Below are 17369 nucleotides of genomic sequence, written 5' to 3' on the forward strand. Positions count from 1 at the left end.
GGTGGTGATCAGACCAAATCCGCGGAGAAATCCACGTTGATGATTCGCCCCTGGCGGTTGAAGATCACGAACAGGTTGTCGGTGACTTTGCCGAATTCGATGGTGACCAAAACGAGCTGTTGCTCACCCCCTTGGCTCGCCACCAGCGCGCTCTTGATGCGCTTCACACCGCCGAGGACAGTTTCGAGCTTGGTCCATTTGCGTTGCAGATCGGCCGGTGAAATCTCTTTCTGGAAATCGAGATCGAGGTAATAGCGAGCCGCCACCCAGCGGCCTGCATCCAGATCCTTCACAAAATTGAGTGCCGTCTGCTCGATCGGGCGCATCGTGCCGACCCATTTCCAGGCGAGCAGTTTGCCGTCGTCGTCGAGCACCAGCATCAGAGGAACCTCCCGGGTTCCACCGTTGGTGATCGCAACGGTGTCCACGGTGGTGTCGTCCATGCCGGGGTTCACGGCCACCACGCGGAACGTTTCAATCCCTGGGGCGGATTCCAGACGCTTGGCGACGGCTTCCGCAGTGGTTGCGGCCTGCAGCGGCGACGAGAGCAGGGCGTAAATCCCTGCTGCATTTTTGGTTTGGATGGCTTGAAGCAACGCCGTGGCGGCCTCGGTGGCCTGGCGGGGGCTGAGGCCTGTGCGGGGTGCTTCGGTGGCCTGGCTGAGGAGACTCTCGGCGCGAACGGAGGGGGCAGGGATCAGCTCAACCGTGCTGGTGGCCAGGGCTGCAGCCAGAAGACAGGAGGTGAGCTTCACAACAATCATCCGAACATTCGGCGTCAGTCTGCCGGAGTTCCATCGTTGTGGAGCATCAGCAAAGACTCCATCTGCAGCCGAGCTGTCTCCAAATGCAACGCGATGCTGATCACCTGGCAGCCGGGATGCGGTGCTCCGCAGGAATGCTCCAGCGTGCCTGGATTCACGCCCACCGCAGGCCACGCCGCACCGGCAATGGAGAGCCGCAGGCGATCGCCTGCTTGAAAACTCGCAAGCAGCGGCTGCAGTTCAACGCAGCGTTCCTCGATCTGCTGGGCACGGTCTCCAAGAATGCGCCGATGACCCGTCGATAATTGCTGGGTGGTCGTCGATCCCGCGGGGAGTCTGGACAGGGTCACGCTGAGATCGAATCCGGGTTGATCCGCCGACGCCTGACAGCGCAAGACCGGACGGCCGTTCAGCACGATTGCTTCTGGCAGTGGAGCACTGGTGAAGAGAGCAACATCACTGCGCTGGTCGATGGAACTGCGGTCGCAGGGTCCCGCTGATGGACTCAGGTGACCACCTACGGCCTGGACCGGACGCCAAGGATCATGCACAACGGTGACGGTTCCTCCGCAGCCTGCCGGCGACGGGAGAAGACGGCCATCGTTGGGATCGAGGCAGGCCAGGCCGCCACTGGCGAGGTGCCAGCCAACGGCATGTTCTGAGGCGGGTTCCGCCAGGGTCCAGGGCCCTTCAACCCAGTGATCACGTCCCTGGTCCCAGAGCCTCAGGCTCCCAGCATCCGCAACCGCTGGATGGTCTTGCAGATGGCGCTGAAAGAAGTTGAGCAGCAGCGCACTGCTCTGAGGCCACCATTGCAGATGGGTGGCGGGGCCGATGTGCAGTTCCGGACGTCCGCCTGCGGCCCGGGACCTTGCGGCGAGATCGAGCACGCCGCGGAGATGGGGATCCCACCATCCGCCCAGCAGCAGCAGCGGACGACGCAACCAGGAGCGTGGGCTCTGATGCTGGATCCAGCCATCCGCTTGGTCTGCACGCTGCTTCAACCAGCGCAGAGCCATGCCATCGGGATCATGGCGTTCAAGCAGTGCAGGGCCATCCCGCAGGTAACGACCATTCTCAAGGCTTTCACGGATCTCAGCCCAGCCACGCTGATCACCCCGTCGTCTGGCCTGCAGTGCTGCCAGCTGCAGACCCCAGCCCAGGCCGAGATGCCACCAGTGCGCACCGCCCTCGCAGCTCCAGTGGCTGCGCTCATCGAGCCCGCACATCGCCGGTGCCATGCAATCGGGCGGAGGACAGTCCTCCGGGGCCAGAAGCTGGGTCAGGCCTTGATAAGAAAAGCCGTAGAAACCGATCCGACCATTGCAATCGGGGTGGTTGCGAACCCATTCCAGGGTTGTGGCCGTATCGCGCGCTTCCTGTCCGAATCCTTTGAACACCCCATCGGAGTCTCCTTGCCCGCGAACGTCCTGCACCATCACCATGAACCCATGGCGGCACCACCAATCAGGGTGCGGCAAAGTCACGGTGGAGGCGATGGCCCGTCCATAGGGTTGGCGCATCAACAGCCAGGGCCATGGACCGGCACCATCAGGACGCCAGAGTCTGGATGCGAGCCCAATGCCGTCCTCGCTGATCAGGGTGTGATCAACGAACATCGGGGCAGTGAAGGCCGATCACATACGTGGCCAGGATCTCAGCGTCGGTGGTGCTGAGGTTGCGCTGACTGGCCAGCTGACCGATGGCCTGACCCGACAGCGCCGACTCACCCTTGGCATTCAAGGCTTTGAATTGCCGGCAGAGGGCCTTGGCCTCCTTCGGATTGCGCTTGACGCTCTCGAGAAGGGTGGACTGTGCAGCGCTGGGCATGGCCATCGTGAACGCCAGCGCCATGGAGGCAGCGCTCAATCGAGCCAACGTTCGTGCCAACGTTTGGAAGGAGTGCATAGGACCTCCGCCCTTGTTCATGATTCATTTGAAACGGGTGGGACCATGACCTGCTTGCCGGGGCGGTCAGTTCGTGTTTTGCCTCTCCTTGGCTCTCAGGATCCAGGTCTTTGCCAAAGCCAGGTCAACCACCGGTGGGCGCCCGCTGCGCAGTTGCCGCTCTAAACGCCCTGTGCGGGTGACCAGCTCAGGGGGGGATGAACCCGCCACGGCGGCGACTGTGGCCAGACCCGCATGCATCAGGAGGGCCGCATCCGCTGGAGCGAGATCGAGGCGGCATCCCAGATCAGCCATGCCTTTGAGGCGGCGGAGGTTCCGTGCGGAGGCCCTGCCTGAGGCGGCCAGGCGACTGATCTGATGATCGCTCAGGTTCTGAACGTCTCCCCAGGTGTTCAGTCCTGAGGCCAGGAGCTGAGCCTGTTCATCACGCAACCCCTGTGGCAGCTCTTCGAGTGGATCGGAGGCGTTCATCCGGCCTCAAAGCTGCGCTCGAGCTCCCCGAGAACGACGGGCTTCGAAGCGCCGTCGCCAGCTGGTTGCAACTGACGCAGCCGCACCGAGACCACGGCGCTGCTGCGCCCTCCAGGTCGCACATTGCTGGCGAGCTGTTCGAGGGTGGGTGCTACGGCCTCAGGGGGGAAATCAATGCCTGCCTGCGCCACCACGAGATCGTCCCCGTTGTCGAACACCACAGGAACGCGAAGGGCTCCATCCACCTTCACGGTGGGGGTGTAACTCACTGAAAAAGCCCAGCAGCTTGCGGCCAGCAACAGGGTGAAACTGCTCACTCCCACCAGACGGAAACGCAGTCCCCAGCGGGCGATGAAGGCCACGATCGTCAGTGCTGACAGCGCTGCTCCGCCCCAGGCCAGCCAGCCGCTCGACTGATCCAGCAACTCCGGTAAGGGCATGGGGTGGTGTCTCAAGGATGTGCTCCTTATATTGCGTCGGCTTCCAGGCAATTGACGGAGATTGATGCTCGGAAGCGGTCCAAGGGGGCGAACTCACACCGTGATCGCCAAGAGGCTCGCAGTCGCGCTGATCGGTGGTGGTGTTGTTTGGATTGCTGCCGATCGCGTCGTTGCGTCGGTGTTCGAACGACTGCGCCCGGACCTTGAAGAACAGGTGGGCAAACCCCTGGGACACCCGGTGAGCATCGGCGCTTATCGGGGGTTGAGCCTGCGCGGGATCACGGTTGGCCCGATCAAGGTGCAGCGCGGTCGCCGCGATCAGTCCACGGCCTCGGTGCAGCAGCTGACGGTTGGTCTGAACCCTCTGGCCAGCTTGCAGCGGCTTCGGCCCGTGGTGACTGTGGGCGTCAAGGGCGCCCAGCTCGACCTGCGCCGCAATCCTCAAGGGGCGTACTGGGTGCTGGGTCCCCAGCCGAAGGGCGGCAAGCCGCCTCGCCTCGATCTGGATGTTCGGCTCACGGATTCAGCGCGATTGCAGATTGCTCCTGCTGGACTGGCGCTCCGTGCAGCAGGCAGAACATCGGTTCGCCTGGATGAGCATCGAGCCGACGTGTCCCTGCAGGTGGCACTGCCGGATCGTGGCCGGATCACGCTCCAGGGGCGGGGCCGTTGGGTGCGCCCGGAACTGCAACTGAGCACCCGACTGGAGCGGATTCGGCTGGAGCGCTATCAGGGGCTTCTGCCCGCCCAACTCCCTGTGCAACTGCGGGGACAGCTGGGCGGAGATCTGCGCCTTGGCTGGAGGCAGGGACAGGCGAATTGCAGCGGGGGGGTGTCCCTGGTTGGTGTTGAGGTGAGCGGTGAACCTCTGGATCAAACCCTGCGCTCGAAGCAGCTGAAGGTCAGCTGCCGTGGCAACGCGCTGACGATTCCCACCAGTGCATGGGTTTATGGGAACTATCGCGCCGATCTTGGTGGTCAGGTGCGTCTGAATCGCGCCTTCGATTTACGCGGTGGCCTCAGGGAGCTTGGCAAGGACAGGACCGTTGCCTTCCGTTTGCTGGGCGATTGGTATCAACCAAAACTTCAGCTCAAGGGGCGCTGGGCTCTGCCCGAAACGGTGGCTCTGGATGGGCCTTTGCAGTTGGCTGTTCAGCTGGGCGCCGATTGGCGCAACCGCAAGGCCTGGACGGCCCAGCTCGAGCGTTTCGATCTGCAGGCACCCGGTGTGGCGGTGCAAGCGCAGGGGACGCTTCATCCACAGCTCGATGTGACCAGCCAACAGCTCACCCTCGCCGGGCCGGCTTGGAAGCGACTGCCGCTGGTGCCTGAGTTTCTGGGGGCGGAGGCGCCGCTGCAGGGGCTGTTGAAGCTACGAGGAGAAACGGCGAAACCCGTTGTCAGTTTTGATCTCGCGCAGGCCAGCAATCCTCTTCTCGATGCCTGGTCGCTGAAGGCTGGCTGGAGCCGCGCAACCGGTCTTCTGCGGGTCGAGGAGTTCCGCAGTCCTGACCTTCAAGCGCAGGCCCGTCTTCCGCTCGCCCTTGGCGGGCAGGGCCTGCAACTCGGAGATCTTCAGGCTGATCTAAAGCTGGATCGCTATCCGCTGAAGCGCCTCGGTCCGCTGCTGGGCACCGCGATGGACGGATCGATCAGCGCATCCGGTCGGGTGCGTGGTCCGCTTCAGGCGCTTCGACCTGATCTCAGCATCGCTGTGAATGAACCCCGTGCCGGGGCGATTCGCCTGGCCGAGAACTGGACCGGACGCTTTGAGGGGCTGGCTGGAGGAGGTGGCGTTCTGACCATGGCCTCCGTTGGTGCGGTGGTGCAGGGGGACCTCGAAGCCACCCTTGGAGCGAACTGGTTGCCGCGTCGGGTGCTTCTGACCCGGCGTGGTGGTCGCATGGAGATGACTGGAACACCGGCGGCTTACCGCTGGATGGCCAAGGGACTCGCCATCGACGGGGTGGAGCTGGCCTTGCCTCCGAAGCAGCGCTGGGAGGGGCTCTATGGCCGCTTGAGTGGAGAAGGGACCCTGGGGCTGCAGCCATTGGCAATGGAGGCTGATCTGAGCATCACTCGGCCGGGGCTGATGGGGCTCCAACTGCGTCAGATCCTGCTGAGCGGTCGTTACGAGGATCGTCGCTATGCCTTCAGCGGTGAGCTGCTCCCACCGGACACGGGCCAGATCACGCTCGACGCCACCGGTCGGCTGAACGGTTCCTTGGATGCCCATGTGGAAGCACGGGGACTCAGTGCCCGTTGGTTGGCCAACAGTGCGCTCAGCCTGCCCCAGCTCAACGAAGAGCTGCCGGCCTCCATGGGGACAGCCACGGATCTGGGCACCTTGTTGGTGAACACCTTTGGGGGAACGCTTGACGGTCAGCTGCAGGCCCTTCGCGACGCCCGGGAGGCTTTGCTGAACGCGACCCAAGCAAGCCCTGATCGCGATCCCTTGCATCTCAAGGATCTGAGAGGGCAGGTGGATGCGGTGATCGATGTGAAAGGCCCCAGGCTCAGTCGCCTCGATCTTGATCTCCAGGCCAGGGGCCATCTCTGGATCGAAGGACAGGACCAGGATTACGCCCTGCAGGTCAAACCCTTCATCGCCCGAATCGAAGGCCCGATCCAGGGCGGGGAAGGCAGTTTCTCCCTGGAACATCTCCCCTTCAGCCTGCTCGCCCTCGTGGCTCCTGTGCCGCCGGCGCTTCAAGGCGCTGTTGGATTCACGGGCCGCTACAAGCTCGGCGCTGCATCACCCGAGCTCAGCCTCGATCTTGCGCTGGAGGATGCGCGGGTTGGGGACAAGCCGGTCGCTCTCGAGCGCGGGCAGGTGCTGTTTGAAAACGGTGGCTTAACGCTTGATCTGGCGCTTCTGGCGGAGCAGGCCGCTGAGCCTGTCACTGTCACCGGGCGCATCCCGCTGGGCTCCGATCAACCGCTCGATGTCAGGGTTGTCAGCCTCGGGGATGGTCTGCGTTTTCTCACCGGTTTCACGGGGGGATTGGTGTCTTGGACCAAGGGAGATGCCGACCTGCGGCTCCTGCTCAGCGGACCGTTGTCGGCCCCGGAAGCCAATGGTTACGTGGTGCTGAAAAATGCTTCGTTCACGGCTCAGGACCAAGCGCTCTCCCAGGTGAACGGGTCGGTCGTGTTCGATTTCGACCGGTTGGAGGTTCAGTCGCTGACGGGACGCGTCGGTTCAGGCGGTGAGCTCAAAGGCAGTGGCTCCCTGGCTCTGCTCCGCCCCGCCCCTGAGGCCAAGCCGTTGCGACTGCAATTGGAGAAGGCGCGGATCAAGTTGCCGATTGCAGACGTTCAGGTTGGTGCCGATCTCACGATCACGGGGGCCTTGGTGAAGCCTGATGTGGGCGGCAGTCTGGAGGTCAGTGATGGCGCGATCCGGCCAACGCGCTCGATGTTGGTGCGTCCCAAGAACAGGGCGGCATCGAAGGTTCTGGCCACAACGCCGGTCAAGGGCGGTGGTGGGCAGATTGTGTCGGCGGATGCCCTGCTCGAGCAGCAATGGAACTTTGAGGAACCGCTGGTCTTGCTGGGGCCCAACATCGAGGCGAACAGCAGCCGTGCGCTGAAGGCGTCGCTGCCAAACCTTCCCTTCCTGGGATTCAATGATCTGCGGCTCAGGCTTGGTCCCAAGCTCAGAGTGGAGGTGCAGCCGCTCGCGAACTTCACCACGGCCGGACTGTTGACGCTGAATGGTGCCCTGGACCCCAGCCTGCAGCTCCGCGGTGTGGTGCAGCTGCTCACCGGGCGGGTGTCGATGTTTACAACGACGTTCAACCTGGATCGTCGCGCACCCAATGTGGCGGTCTTCACCCCATCTCTCGGTCTGATCCCCTACGTGGATGTGGCCATGACCAGCAGGGTTTCCGACAGTGTGAACCTGGGGACCGGGAGCAACTCAGTCTCCAGCTCCGTGTTCGATACCAATGGCCTCGGCACTCTCGGCGGTGGTGGCCAGTTGCGTCTGATCAAGGTGATGCTCACTGCCGCTGGGCCAGCGGATCGTTTGGCTGATGCCATCACACTGCGCAGTTCTCCTCCGCTGCCCCAGGCGGAATTGCTGGGCTTGATCGGCGGCAACTCCCTGGCTGGCCTCTCCGGCGCTGGTGCTGGTGCGGCTCTGGCGGCGGTGCTCGGCCAGTCGCTGCTGTCGCCCGTGCTCGGCACCTTGACGGATGCCTTCAATCAACGCTTGCAGTTCGCCCTCTATCCCACGTACGTGACCCCAACGGTGCAAAGCAATCAGGAACGCACGTCTGGGCAGGTGCCTCCCCAGCTCGCCTTGGTCACGGACGTGGGTGTGGCGCTCACCGATCGCTTCGATTTCTCCGTGTTGGCTGCTCCCGACCGCAACGACATCCCCAGCCAGGGCACCTTGACCTACCAAATCAACTCCAGAACGAGTGTGTCCGCTTCCGTGGATACGCAGGGCACGTGGCAGTCTCAACTTCAGGTGTTTCTGCGCTTCTGATTCATGGCTGAGCCGTGTGTTCTGGGAGTTGATATCGGTGGAACCGCTCTCAAGCTCGGCCTGTTCAGCCTGGATGGCACCTTGCTGGCTGAACTCCAGCGACCCACGCCGCAACCGGCAACACCCGGATCCGTGTGCATGGAACTGGTGGAGGCCATCGACACGCTCGATCCGCAGAGGACGGCCGAACGGGTGGGGATTGGGCTGCCTGGACCGATGGATGCAGCGGCCCGGGTGGCGAGGGTGTGCATCAATCTGCCTGGATGGGAGGAGGTTCCCCTGGCTGCGTGGCTGGAGCCACGCCTCAAGCGCAGGGTCACGTTGGCCAATGACGGCAACTGCGCCCTCGTGGGAGAGGCCTGGAAGGGGGCTGCTCGAGGTTGTCAGGATGTGGTGCTTCTCACCTTGGGAACGGGGGTTGGCGGGGGGGTGATGCTCGGGGGCACGTTGTTCACGGGCCACAACGGTGCCGCTGCAGAGCCTGGTTTGATCACCCTCGACCCGGACGGGCCTCCCTGCAACAGCGGCAATCAAGGGTCGCTCGAACAATTCGCCAGCATCAGTGGCCTGGGGCGTCTCAGCGCCAAGGCGCCAGCCCTTCTCGCTGAAGCGGCGTCGCGCGGGGATGCTGAGGCTCTGGCGATCTGGGCTGAATACGGCCGCCTGCTGGGGATCGGCATCACATCGCTGGTGTACGTGTTTACACCACAACGCGTGCTGGTGGGCGGAGGGCTGGCTGGAGCCAGTCCCCATTTTCTTCCCGCGGTGCGCCAAGAGGTGGCTCAGCGGGTGCAGGCCGTTTCCAGGGAGGGACTGCGCATCGAAGCCTGTGCCCTGGGAAATGGAGCCGGTCGTCTCGGCGCAGCTCGGCTCGCTTTGCAGCGCTTGCGCTGAAGTCAGGCCCCGGTTGACTCCGCCAGCCCCTCGGCGTTGATGATGGCCTTCGTTGAACGTCGCCTCAGGCATGAACGAAGTCCCAGAGCCGTCCCCTGAGCTGCTGCAACGGGCTGGCGCCGTGCGTCGGGCCGCGGTGGATCTGGGGATGGCTGACGATGGTCAGCGAATGCAGGCTCTGCAAGCCATGGCTGACGCCCTGGCTGAGCGCTCCGATGCCCTTGTGGCCGCCAATCGCGAAGATCTGGATCGCTCGGCCTCCGAGGGGCTGGCGCCCGCATTGCTGGCCCGGCTCAAGCTGGATGCCGCAAAGCTTGAGGGGGCGATCGATGGCGTCCGCAAGGTGGCCAGCCTGAAGGACCCTCTCGGCCGGCGTGACCTGCACCGTGAACTGGATCAAGGCCTCACTCTCGAGAGGGTGACCGTGCCTCTTGGGGTGCTGGGCGTGATCTTCGAGGCGCGTCCAGACGCCGTGATTCAGATCGCCTCCTTGGCCATTCGCTCTGGGAATGGCGCCTTGCTCAAAGGGGGCAGTGAAGCCCGCTGCACCAACGAAGCGGTGATGGAGGCTCTCAAGGCCGGGTTGGCTTCCAGTGCTGTCTCACCCGATGCACTCGCTCTGTTGACCACCCGTCAGGAGAGCCTGGCTCTGTTGAAGCTGGATGGTCTGGTTGATCTGATCATTCCCCGAGGCAGCAACGAACTGGTTCGTTTCATTCAGGACAACACCCGCATTCCTGTGCTGGGTCACGCCGATGGAATCTGCCATCTCTACGTGGACGCGGCGGCGGATTTGGACAAGGCCGTTCGGGTGGCGCTGGACAGCAAGACCCAGTACCCGGCGGCATGCAACGCCATTGAGACCCTGCTGGTGCATCGCTCTGTGGCCGCCTCCTTCCTGTCTGCTGCCATCCCGGCGTTCCGCGACGCGGGGGTGGTGCTGCGTGGCGATGCTGCCAGCGTCGCGCTGGGGGTGCCTGAATCGGCGACGGAGGCTGACTGGCGCACCGAGTACCTCGATCTGACCCTGGCGGTGAAGGTGGTGGATGATCTGGCCGCAGCCGCTGATCACATCCGCCGTTTCGGTTCGCGTCACACCGAATGCATCGTCACGGAGGATGCAGCCGCTGCCGACCGCTTCCTGAGCTCCATCGACAGCGCTGGTGTGTATCACAACTGCTCCACCCGTTTCGCGGATGGTTTCCGCTACGGGTTCGGCGCCGAGGTCGGCATCAGCACCCAGACGCTCCCGCCCCGCGGTCCAGTTGGTTTGGAGGGTCTGGTGACCTATCGCTATCGCTTGCGCGGTGATGGCCATGTCGCCGCCGACTATGCCTCCGGTGCCAGCCGCTTCACGCATAACGATCTGTCGTTGTGATGTCTGCTTTGACCGCTCTCCACGCTCTGGATGTGATCCGCATCGATGATCTGCGCCTCTGGGCCCATGTGGGTGTGCTGGAGCATGAACGCAGGGATGGGCAATGGTTTTGTCTGGATCTTGCGTTGCATCTGGATCTCTCCAGTGCCGCAGCGGTGGATGCACTCGAGGCCACCGCTGACTACAGCCTGGCTGTGACTGCACTGCAGGGGCTTGCCGCTGAGATTCGTTGCCAGACGATCGAACACTTCAGTGAACGGGTCTTCGCGGTTTTGGAGCACCTGTATGGACCCTTGCCGATGCATCTGCGTCTGCGCAAATGTTCCCCTCCCATCGCTGGATTCACCGGTACGGTGAGCGTTGAACGCTGGCGCAACCGGCCGTCCTGACATGACCTCCTCGGTCAATGAGCCGGCGCCTGCGCGGCGCCCGCTCATCCTTGTTCACGGGCTCTGGGATTCACCCCGTCTGTTCAATCGGTTGGTTCGCCGACTGGATGCCGACGAGTGGCCGCTGCTCGTGCCCCATCTTCCCCATCGCTTGGGTGCTGTTCCCCTCGTCACGCTTGCGGAACAGTTGGACGATCACATCCGCCAACGCTTCGGCGATGACGCGTCGGTTGATCTTCTGGGTTTTTCGATGGGGGGCATCATCGGTCGGGTGTGGCTGCAGCAGTTGGGTGGAGCCCGGAGAACCCATCGCTTCATCAGTGTGGGCAGCCCACAGCAAGGCACGCTCACAGCCCAGTGGATTCCTCGCTGGTTGTTTGCTGGGCTGGCTGATATGAAATGCGGCAGTGCCCTGTTGCGTTCCCTGAATGCCGATCTCTCGCCATTGGCTGATCTCGATTGTGTGAGTTATTTCTGCCGCTGGGATCTGATGGTGGTGCCTGGATGGCAGGCCCGTCTTCCCGTTGGTACGGCGCGGGGTATTCCTGTGCTGACCCATCAGCAGCTGATCGCCCATCCCCGTTCACTGGATGTGCTTCTGCAGACCCTTCGGGGTGACTAATGGTCAGCGACTGATGACACTTTTTGTTCGCAAGGTCACACTTGGGTGTCGTCGACGGGTCGCCGCCCATGTGTTTTTCGGCATCGGCAAGTTTCACCGCCTCAGCTGTGCTCATTCCCCTGGGGCTGTATTCCAATCATCTGGCCTCCAGGCACGAACGGCCGGATTACAAGCCTTTGGCGCTGGTGCCTTTCTTTTTCGGCGTGCAGCAGCTGGTGGAAGGTCTGGAATGGACGGCGATTGACAACGGCAATCTGGAACCTCTTGGCACCCTCGCAGGCTTGGGATTCCTCTTTTTTGCCTATTGCTTCTGGATGATCTGGATTCCATGGAGCGCCTGGTCGATCAGCCGTACCACCGACTCCATTGGCCTTCAACGACGGCTCAAATGGGTGGCCATCGTGGCCACGGTTCTGGGGATTGCCTTCTATTTGCCGGTTCTCTTCAATCCTCCAGCTCTCCAGCCTGCGGTTGAAAGCAACGGACGGCTCCTCTATGACGTCTCGAACTTGAACAGCATCGTTCACAATTTCATCAATACAGAACCGGTGGGAGAGTTGCTGTATTGGGGATTCATTGTTTTGCCACTGATCGCATTGAGCGATAAGGCGGTCAAGCTGTTCGGTGTGTTGATCTTCGTGTCGATCGTGCTCACCTGGCTCACGTACAGCGCCACGTTCAATTCGGTGTGGTGCTTCTACTGCGCTGTGTTGTCGATCATGGTGATCTGGATCGTCAACCGCCCTCAGTTGCGTCGGGCTTGAAGGCCCCATGGTTGACCAATTGATCACCGGGTTGGACTCCATGGCTCAGTTGCTGCTGGCCATGGATTCCGGCGTTGGTCTCCTGATCGGTGTGGGGATCTCGATGTCGGCATCCCATGGTTTTGCCCTGCTAGCGAACAGGCTGACGCCCCCTCAGATCCTGATGCACATGGTTGTTGATGCCCTTGTTCTCAGCCTGGCGTTTCTGCTCTGCATCCTCTGTCACAGCGTGATGTTGATGGTGTTTGAAGGGATCCCTTTGCAACCCATCACCTTTGCCAACCGCATGGGTGCTGCCCTCTGGCCTGGGCTGCTGTATGTGCTGGTGGCAGCTCCCTACGTCAGTGATGTGCTCGCCGTTGGCCTTTTGGCCTGGATTCACCTCAACGTGCTGGTGCTGCTCCAGGCCGTGTACGGCGTCCCCTTTCAGACGGGACTGCTCGTGGTCTTGCCTGGTTACGTCGTGGCTCTCGTGCTGGTGGGTCTCTTATTCGCGCAACGCTGGCGCAGGAGTTACGACACCCTGGCCCGTGAAGTGACGGCTCTGTTGCAGTGATGGCAGTTTCGTCCGCGGTCATCCAACACCAACGCAGCCGTCTGCGTTTCGCCCGCCGCTGTCTCATTGCCGTTCTGGTGAGTGTTGCCGTGCTTGGCCTGCTTGGGCTGGCGGCCGTGCGTCGTGATGCTGAGGATCTTCTTCAACCTGAATCTCTGTTGGAGCTTTTGGTCTGGACCGGCTCTGTGCTGGTGGTCGTGATTGCTTTGGTGGGGGTGTATTCCGTGATGGCGGACTTCGTGTTCTGGGAGGGTTGGATGCGTGGTCTTCCCGATCCATCCCGTCTGTTTTCACAGGAGACCAGCCAAGCCTCGACCCATCGTCATTACCTCGTGTATCTCGATGGGATTCATCAAAGTGAGGAATGTCATCCGCCCAAAGTGTCGGAGTTCCTGGAATGTCTCGAGGCAGCGATTGCTGAAGACACGCTGCTCGTGAAGGGCATCGAGGCTTACACGATCACCAACGTTGGATTGCGCTCCACTGTGTTTGCCGGATGGTTCTGGCAGCGTCTCTTCTCGCTTCAGGAGCATCATCCCAACGCAGTGGTGCGCTTGATCTGTGCCATCTGCGTGCAGGCCAACAATGTGATCAAGGTGGGGATTTCATCGGATCGTCGCTACGGGCCGGTGATGAATTACGAGCTGGCGCTCAAGATCGCCCGCCGTCTTGGCTTGATGGGGTTCCATCCCAGTCGGGCGTCCCGGGTTGTGCTTGTTGGTTACAGCGGAGGGGGGGAGATGGCCATCGGCACCGCTGAGATCCTGCAACAGTTATGCCGCGTGCCTGTTCAAGTGATCACTGTGTGTGGGGTGTTCAGTGGCAATGGCGCCCTGGACACCATCAACAATGTGGCGATGGTGGTGGGAAGCCGGGATCCGGTTGCCGCTCTGGGACGCATTGCCTACCCAGGTCGCCTTCCATGTCTGTTTCTGTCCAACTGGAATCGATGGCAGCGGCTTCATCCGCTTCATCGCTACCCCATTGAGGGGATGAGCCATAACGGCTCCTCAGGACCGTTTTCCATCACGTTCCGCAGCGCGGTGGTCGCTGCTGTTTGCCGTGAGCTAGAGCGCTCTGCGCTTAAGGTTTAGCGGTGCTTTCCCCATTCAGGGATCTCACCAGGGCGAATGGACTGTGGGGAGGCTGACTGGCGAGCAGGCGCCGGTTCGCGTCGTTGACGGTGTTGCGGTTGACGAACAGATCCTGCGGTGTGGTGTCCAGGCTCTGCCTGTAGCGCTCCACCGTTTCAGCACTGGCCTTCAGTCCGTTCTCCAGGAGCTGATTGAGCTGATCGTCGAGGCGTTGACGCCAAAGACCACCCAGGGTTAGAGGGAACAAGTGCGTTGTTTGGCGCACGGCCACCTCCAGCATGGCCGTGGAATCGATGCAATAGCCCAGCGCGCCGTAGCCGCCAATGACCAGTCGGTTTTGTTGGGCTGCACTGTTATGCACAGCACCCATCAGGTCGCAGAGATCCAGGGCAGCGCTGAGGGTCTCGCCGGTGAGCTCTGGCCCTGGGTAGGCCACCGTTCCATTGCTGCGGTCGTTCTGCCAGGGGCGATTGAGATCATTGAGAGCGGCCCAGCCGTTCAATCCTTCCGTTCCCTGGTAGTACTGAAGCAGGAAGGGTTCCCCGTGGTCGGGTTGCAGCTCCATCTCAAGGGAGCAGTGGGGGAGGAGGGCTCGGCGTTCCTCTCCCTGGGAATCGCAAAGACCTGTGCGGTACGGCACGGCCAAGGGAATTTGTGACCACTGATCACCGTCGCGGGTGCTGGCTCCCAGCCCGAAGCTGGCGACGCTGGCCCGGAAGCGGGCTCTGCACTGCCATCCCCCTGCGATCAGATGGGTGATCAACGCGGAGCTGCGATCGCAGCTTTCAAAGCGGAATGGCTCCGAGGAGCCTGGCGGTGGCGGCAAACGGTTGCTTCCCAGCACATTGAGAACCTGGGCGAGCGCACGGTTTCGCAAACGGGCATTCTCTGGTTGCAAAAACGGCAGGCCTTCGTTCCTCCACTGCAGCTCTGCACTGAATCCCTTCGCCACGCGGGCAAGGGCTCCTGCTCCTGGAGATGGGGGTGCGCTGTCCGGGCTCGAGATGGACTGCAGGGCGATCAGGTTGGTGGGTAACAACCGTGAGCTGCCATCGTCGAGATCAATGGAGCGCTGGCACCAGCGATCCATGGCGTTCTTTTTGGCTGGTTGCCTCTTGCCCTCGTGGGCGATCAGATGCTGCAGATCATCGGCGAGAGCTGCGAGAAGCAGCGGACTCAGCAATCCATGTTCCAGCACACCTCCCAGGTTGCGTAGGGATTGCGGCAGGGCCGCCGGCTGCAGTCGCCAGCGTCTGGGCAGCATGAAGAGCAGGGGGATGAGCCGCTGATGATTCAGCTGGGTCAGGGTTGACTTGAGAAAGTCGTCGCGGCTGATATTCCGGCGCAGGCTGCTGGATTCGAGAGCTTGCTCGAATGGGACCAAAGGCGCGATGTCTGTGCCATCTCCCTGGGAATGCCCCCAGCTGTCACTCAGTTTCAGAAGGTCATCAGCCATGGCTTAGCGACCCCATTGGATCAGCTTGTCGTGGCTGCCAGCCCCGAATGGCGAATGAGCGCCGCGCTGCTGGCATCTCGGCCTCGGAACTGCCGGTAGATCTCCGCTGGACGCAGGCTTCCTCCCAGGCTGAGGATCGTGTTCCGGAAGCGCTCGCCGGTGGCTGCCACAGCATCATCCTGCTCCAGACCAACCTCTTCAAACGCAGAGAAAGCGTCCGCACTGAGAACTTCCGCCCACTTGTAGGAGTAATAGCCCGCTGCGTAACCCCCAGCAAAAATATGGCCGAAGGCGCAGAGAAAGCGATCGGTGGCGATCGGCGGCAGCACGGTGGTTGATTCGGCGATCCGGCGCCGGAATGCATCCGGGCTCAGTCCGAGCTCGGGGGACCATTGGCTGTGCAGGCGCAGATCCGTGAGTGCGAAGTGGATCTGGCGCAGCGTGCCACTGCCTTGCATGAAGGTGCGGCTGCTGCAGAGCTTGTTGTAATCCGCCTCCGGTAACGGTTCACCGGTTGTCCAGTGCCGGGCCATGCCCATCAGTGTTCGGCGGTCGAAGCACCAGTTCTCCATGAACTGACTGGGGAGTTCCACGGCATCCCACTCCACGTTGTTGATGCCTGCGGCCTGGGGATGGTCCACCGTGGTGAGCATGTGCTGCAGGCCGTGCCCGAATTCGTGGAAGAGGGTCTCCACCTCTTCGAAGCTCATGAGGCTGGGGGTGTCCCCTGAGGGTGGGGTCTGATTGCAGATCAGATAGGCCACCGGAAGGGTGAGGTCACCGTTCGCTTGCTGTTTGCGGTTGAGGCACTCATCCATCCAGGCCCCGCCGCGCTTGCTGGCCGGCCGACTGAAAGGATCCAGATAGAAGCCAGCCAGCGCCTCGCCGCTGCGGTCGAGAACGCGGAAGAACCGCACGTCTTCATGCCAGATCGGCGCGTCTCCATCGGCGGCTTCGATGCGAATCGCAAACAGGCGCTCGCAGAGGCTGAACAGGCCGTTGAGCACCTGGGGGAGGGGAAACCATGGCCTCAGAGCTTCTTGATCGAGATCAAAGCGCTCCCTGCGTAGTTGTTCAGCCCAATAGCTCACATCCCATGGCGCCAGGGTCTCGCTGACACCACGGCGGGCTGCGAGTTGGTTCAGTTCCTTGAGCTCCTGTTCAGCCACAGGAAGGGCTGCAGCTCTGAGTTCCTCCAGAAGGGTTTCCACTGCATCCACCCCATCGGCCATCTTGGAGGCCAAACTGAGTTCGGCCCAGTTGGAGTAGCCCAGACGCTTGGCCTGCTCCTGGCGTAAAGCAAGGATTTCCTCGATGAGAGGGCCATTGTCGAGATCACCCTGGCTCGCCCGGCTTACGTAGGCCTTGTAGAGCGTTTCGCGAAGCGTGCGGTCCTCGGCATGGGTGAGGATCGGTAGGTAGCTCGGCATGTCCAGTCCGAGTCGCCACGGGCCGTTGGCGGCGGTGGGCTCGGCACCGGATGCGCTGCGCTCACCTGCAGTGGCTGCAGCAACGGCCAGAGTCTCCAGCACGCGTTCGGGAACTCCCTGCAGTTGATCCCGGTCGTGCACGACGAGGCTCCATTGCTGGGTGGCGTCGAGAACGTGATTGCTGAAACTGGTGGAGAGGGCGGCCAGACGCTCGCTGGTGCGGTTGAAGGCTTGCTGCTCGTCTCCTTGCAGACCCACACCGCGATGCTGCATTGACAGCAATTCGGTTTCGAGAATGCGCGTCTGGGTTGCATCGAGCGTGTGGGTGTCTTGCGCAAGCAAGGAACGCAGAGCCTGGTGCAGGACCACGCTCTGTCCAACCCTGTTGCTGAAGCGCACCACATCAGGTTGTTGGCGGGCGTGGGCTTCACGCAACTCCGGTGTGTTGCGAACGGCGGTGAGGTGCGTCACCACACCCCAGCTCCAGCGCAAGCGTTCCCCCAGCGCATGGAAGGGGGGCATGAGTTCGTCCCAGCTCAGGGGAGGGCTGCCTGGTTTGGAGATCCGAGCCCGAAGCTGATCTTCCAGGGCAGTGAATCTCTCAGAGAGATCTGCCAGAAGGGCGGGGATCTGTTGATCCACCTGTTCGGCATCGATGGCGTCGAACCGGGGGAGTCCCTCGCAACGCAGCAGTTCCGATGGGGGCAT

Annotated in this window: 15 protein-coding genes; 8 read left to right on the top strand and 7 right to left on the bottom strand. The window is 62.2% G+C overall.

The annotated features are described in order from the left end of the window. Nucleotides 1-8: 8 nt before the first annotated feature. From KQ296_RS10045 to KQ296_RS10065, 5 genes are all read right to left on the bottom strand, one after another. Nucleotides 9-755: a DUF3887 domain-containing protein gene (locus tag KQ296_RS10045; RefSeq protein WP_041428782.1), complete on the bottom strand. Its 747-nt coding sequence runs from the start codon at nucleotides 753-755 to the stop codon at nucleotides 9-11. A 23-nt stretch (nucleotides 756-778) separates the two neighbouring features. Beyond that, nucleotides 779-2383, bottom strand: coding sequence for a CocE/NonD family hydrolase (locus KQ296_RS10050; RefSeq protein ID WP_011932667.1), 1605 nt, complete (start codon nucleotides 2381-2383; stop codon nucleotides 779-781). Continuing rightward, nucleotides 2373-2618 (bottom strand): hypothetical protein, encoded by a 246-nt coding sequence (locus KQ296_RS10055; protein WP_011932668.1) that lies wholly within the window; start codon nucleotides 2616-2618, stop codon nucleotides 2373-2375. Before KQ296_RS10055 ends, KQ296_RS10050 begins: the two co-directional genes overlap by 11 nt. Nucleotides 2619-2738: 120 nt before the next feature. Next, entirely contained in the window at nucleotides 2739-3143 is a 405-nt protein-coding gene (locus KQ296_RS10060) for a DUF4332 domain-containing protein (protein WP_011932669.1), read from the bottom strand. Next, on the bottom strand, nucleotides 3140-3583 hold the full coding sequence (locus KQ296_RS10065) for a Ycf51 family protein (protein ID WP_011932670.1): 444 nt from the start codon (nucleotides 3581-3583) through the stop codon (nucleotides 3140-3142). Before KQ296_RS10065 ends, KQ296_RS10060 begins: the two co-directional genes overlap by 4 nt. Before the next feature lie 64 nt (nucleotides 3584-3647). On the opposite strand from KQ296_RS10065, the gene KQ296_RS10070 reads away from it, so the two are divergent. The 8 genes from KQ296_RS10070 to KQ296_RS10105 all read left to right on the top strand — a co-directional run bounded on the left by KQ296_RS10070 (nucleotide 3648) and on the right by KQ296_RS10105 (nucleotide 13775). Continuing rightward, nucleotides 3648-8078 carry a translocation/assembly module TamB domain-containing protein gene (locus tag KQ296_RS10070; protein ID WP_011932671.1) on the top strand — a complete coding sequence of 1477 codons (4431 nt, stop codon included), beginning with the start codon at nucleotides 3648-3650 and terminating at the stop codon, nucleotides 8076-8078. A 3-nt stretch (nucleotides 8079-8081) separates the two neighbouring features. After that, a complete protein-coding gene (locus KQ296_RS10075) occupies nucleotides 8082-8972 on the top strand; it encodes an ROK family protein (protein ID WP_011932672.1) in 891 nt (296 codons plus the stop codon). A gap of 70 nt (nucleotides 8973-9042) precedes the next feature. Then, entirely contained in the window at nucleotides 9043-10350 is a 1308-nt protein-coding gene (locus KQ296_RS10080) for a glutamate-5-semialdehyde dehydrogenase (RefSeq protein ID WP_011932673.1), read from the top strand. Continuing rightward, entirely contained in the window at nucleotides 10350-10739 is a 390-nt protein-coding gene (locus tag KQ296_RS10085; RefSeq protein WP_011932674.1) for a dihydroneopterin aldolase, read from the top strand. Before KQ296_RS10080 ends, KQ296_RS10085 begins: the two co-directional genes overlap by 1 nt. A 1-nt stretch (nucleotide 10740) precedes the next feature. After that, a complete protein-coding gene (locus tag KQ296_RS10090; protein WP_011932675.1) occupies nucleotides 10741-11361 on the top strand; it encodes a triacylglycerol lipase in 621 nt (206 codons plus the stop codon). Nucleotides 11362-11429: 68 nt separating this feature from the next. Further along, nucleotides 11430-12125 carry a hypothetical protein gene (locus KQ296_RS10095; RefSeq protein ID WP_011932676.1) on the top strand — a complete coding sequence of 232 codons (696 nt, stop codon included), beginning with the start codon at nucleotides 11430-11432 and terminating at the stop codon, nucleotides 12123-12125. A 7-nt stretch (nucleotides 12126-12132) separates the two neighbouring features. Then, a complete protein-coding gene (locus KQ296_RS10100) occupies nucleotides 12133-12681 on the top strand; it encodes a hypothetical protein (RefSeq protein WP_011932677.1) in 549 nt (182 codons plus the stop codon). After that, entirely contained in the window at nucleotides 12681-13775 is a 1095-nt protein-coding gene (locus KQ296_RS10105; protein ID WP_011932678.1) for a hypothetical protein, read from the top strand. The genes KQ296_RS10100 and KQ296_RS10105 overlap by 1 nt, the downstream gene beginning before the upstream one ends. Here KQ296_RS10105 and KQ296_RS10110 read toward each other — a convergent pair. Continuing rightward, nucleotides 13765-15231 (bottom strand): hypothetical protein, encoded by a 1467-nt coding sequence (locus KQ296_RS10110; RefSeq protein WP_011932679.1) that lies wholly within the window; start codon nucleotides 15229-15231, stop codon nucleotides 13765-13767. The genes KQ296_RS10105 and KQ296_RS10110 overlap by 11 nt on opposite strands. A 20-nt stretch (nucleotides 15232-15251) precedes the next feature. Beyond that, complete coding sequence (locus tag KQ296_RS10115; protein WP_011932680.1) at nucleotides 15252-17369, bottom strand: M3 family metallopeptidase; 2118 nt, start codon at nucleotides 17367-17369, stop codon at nucleotides 15252-15254.

The sequence above is a fragment of the Synechococcus sp. CS-197 genome (assembly GCF_025128215.1).
Classification (GTDB): domain Bacteria; phylum Cyanobacteriota; class Cyanobacteriia; order PCC-6307; family Cyanobiaceae; genus Synechococcus_C.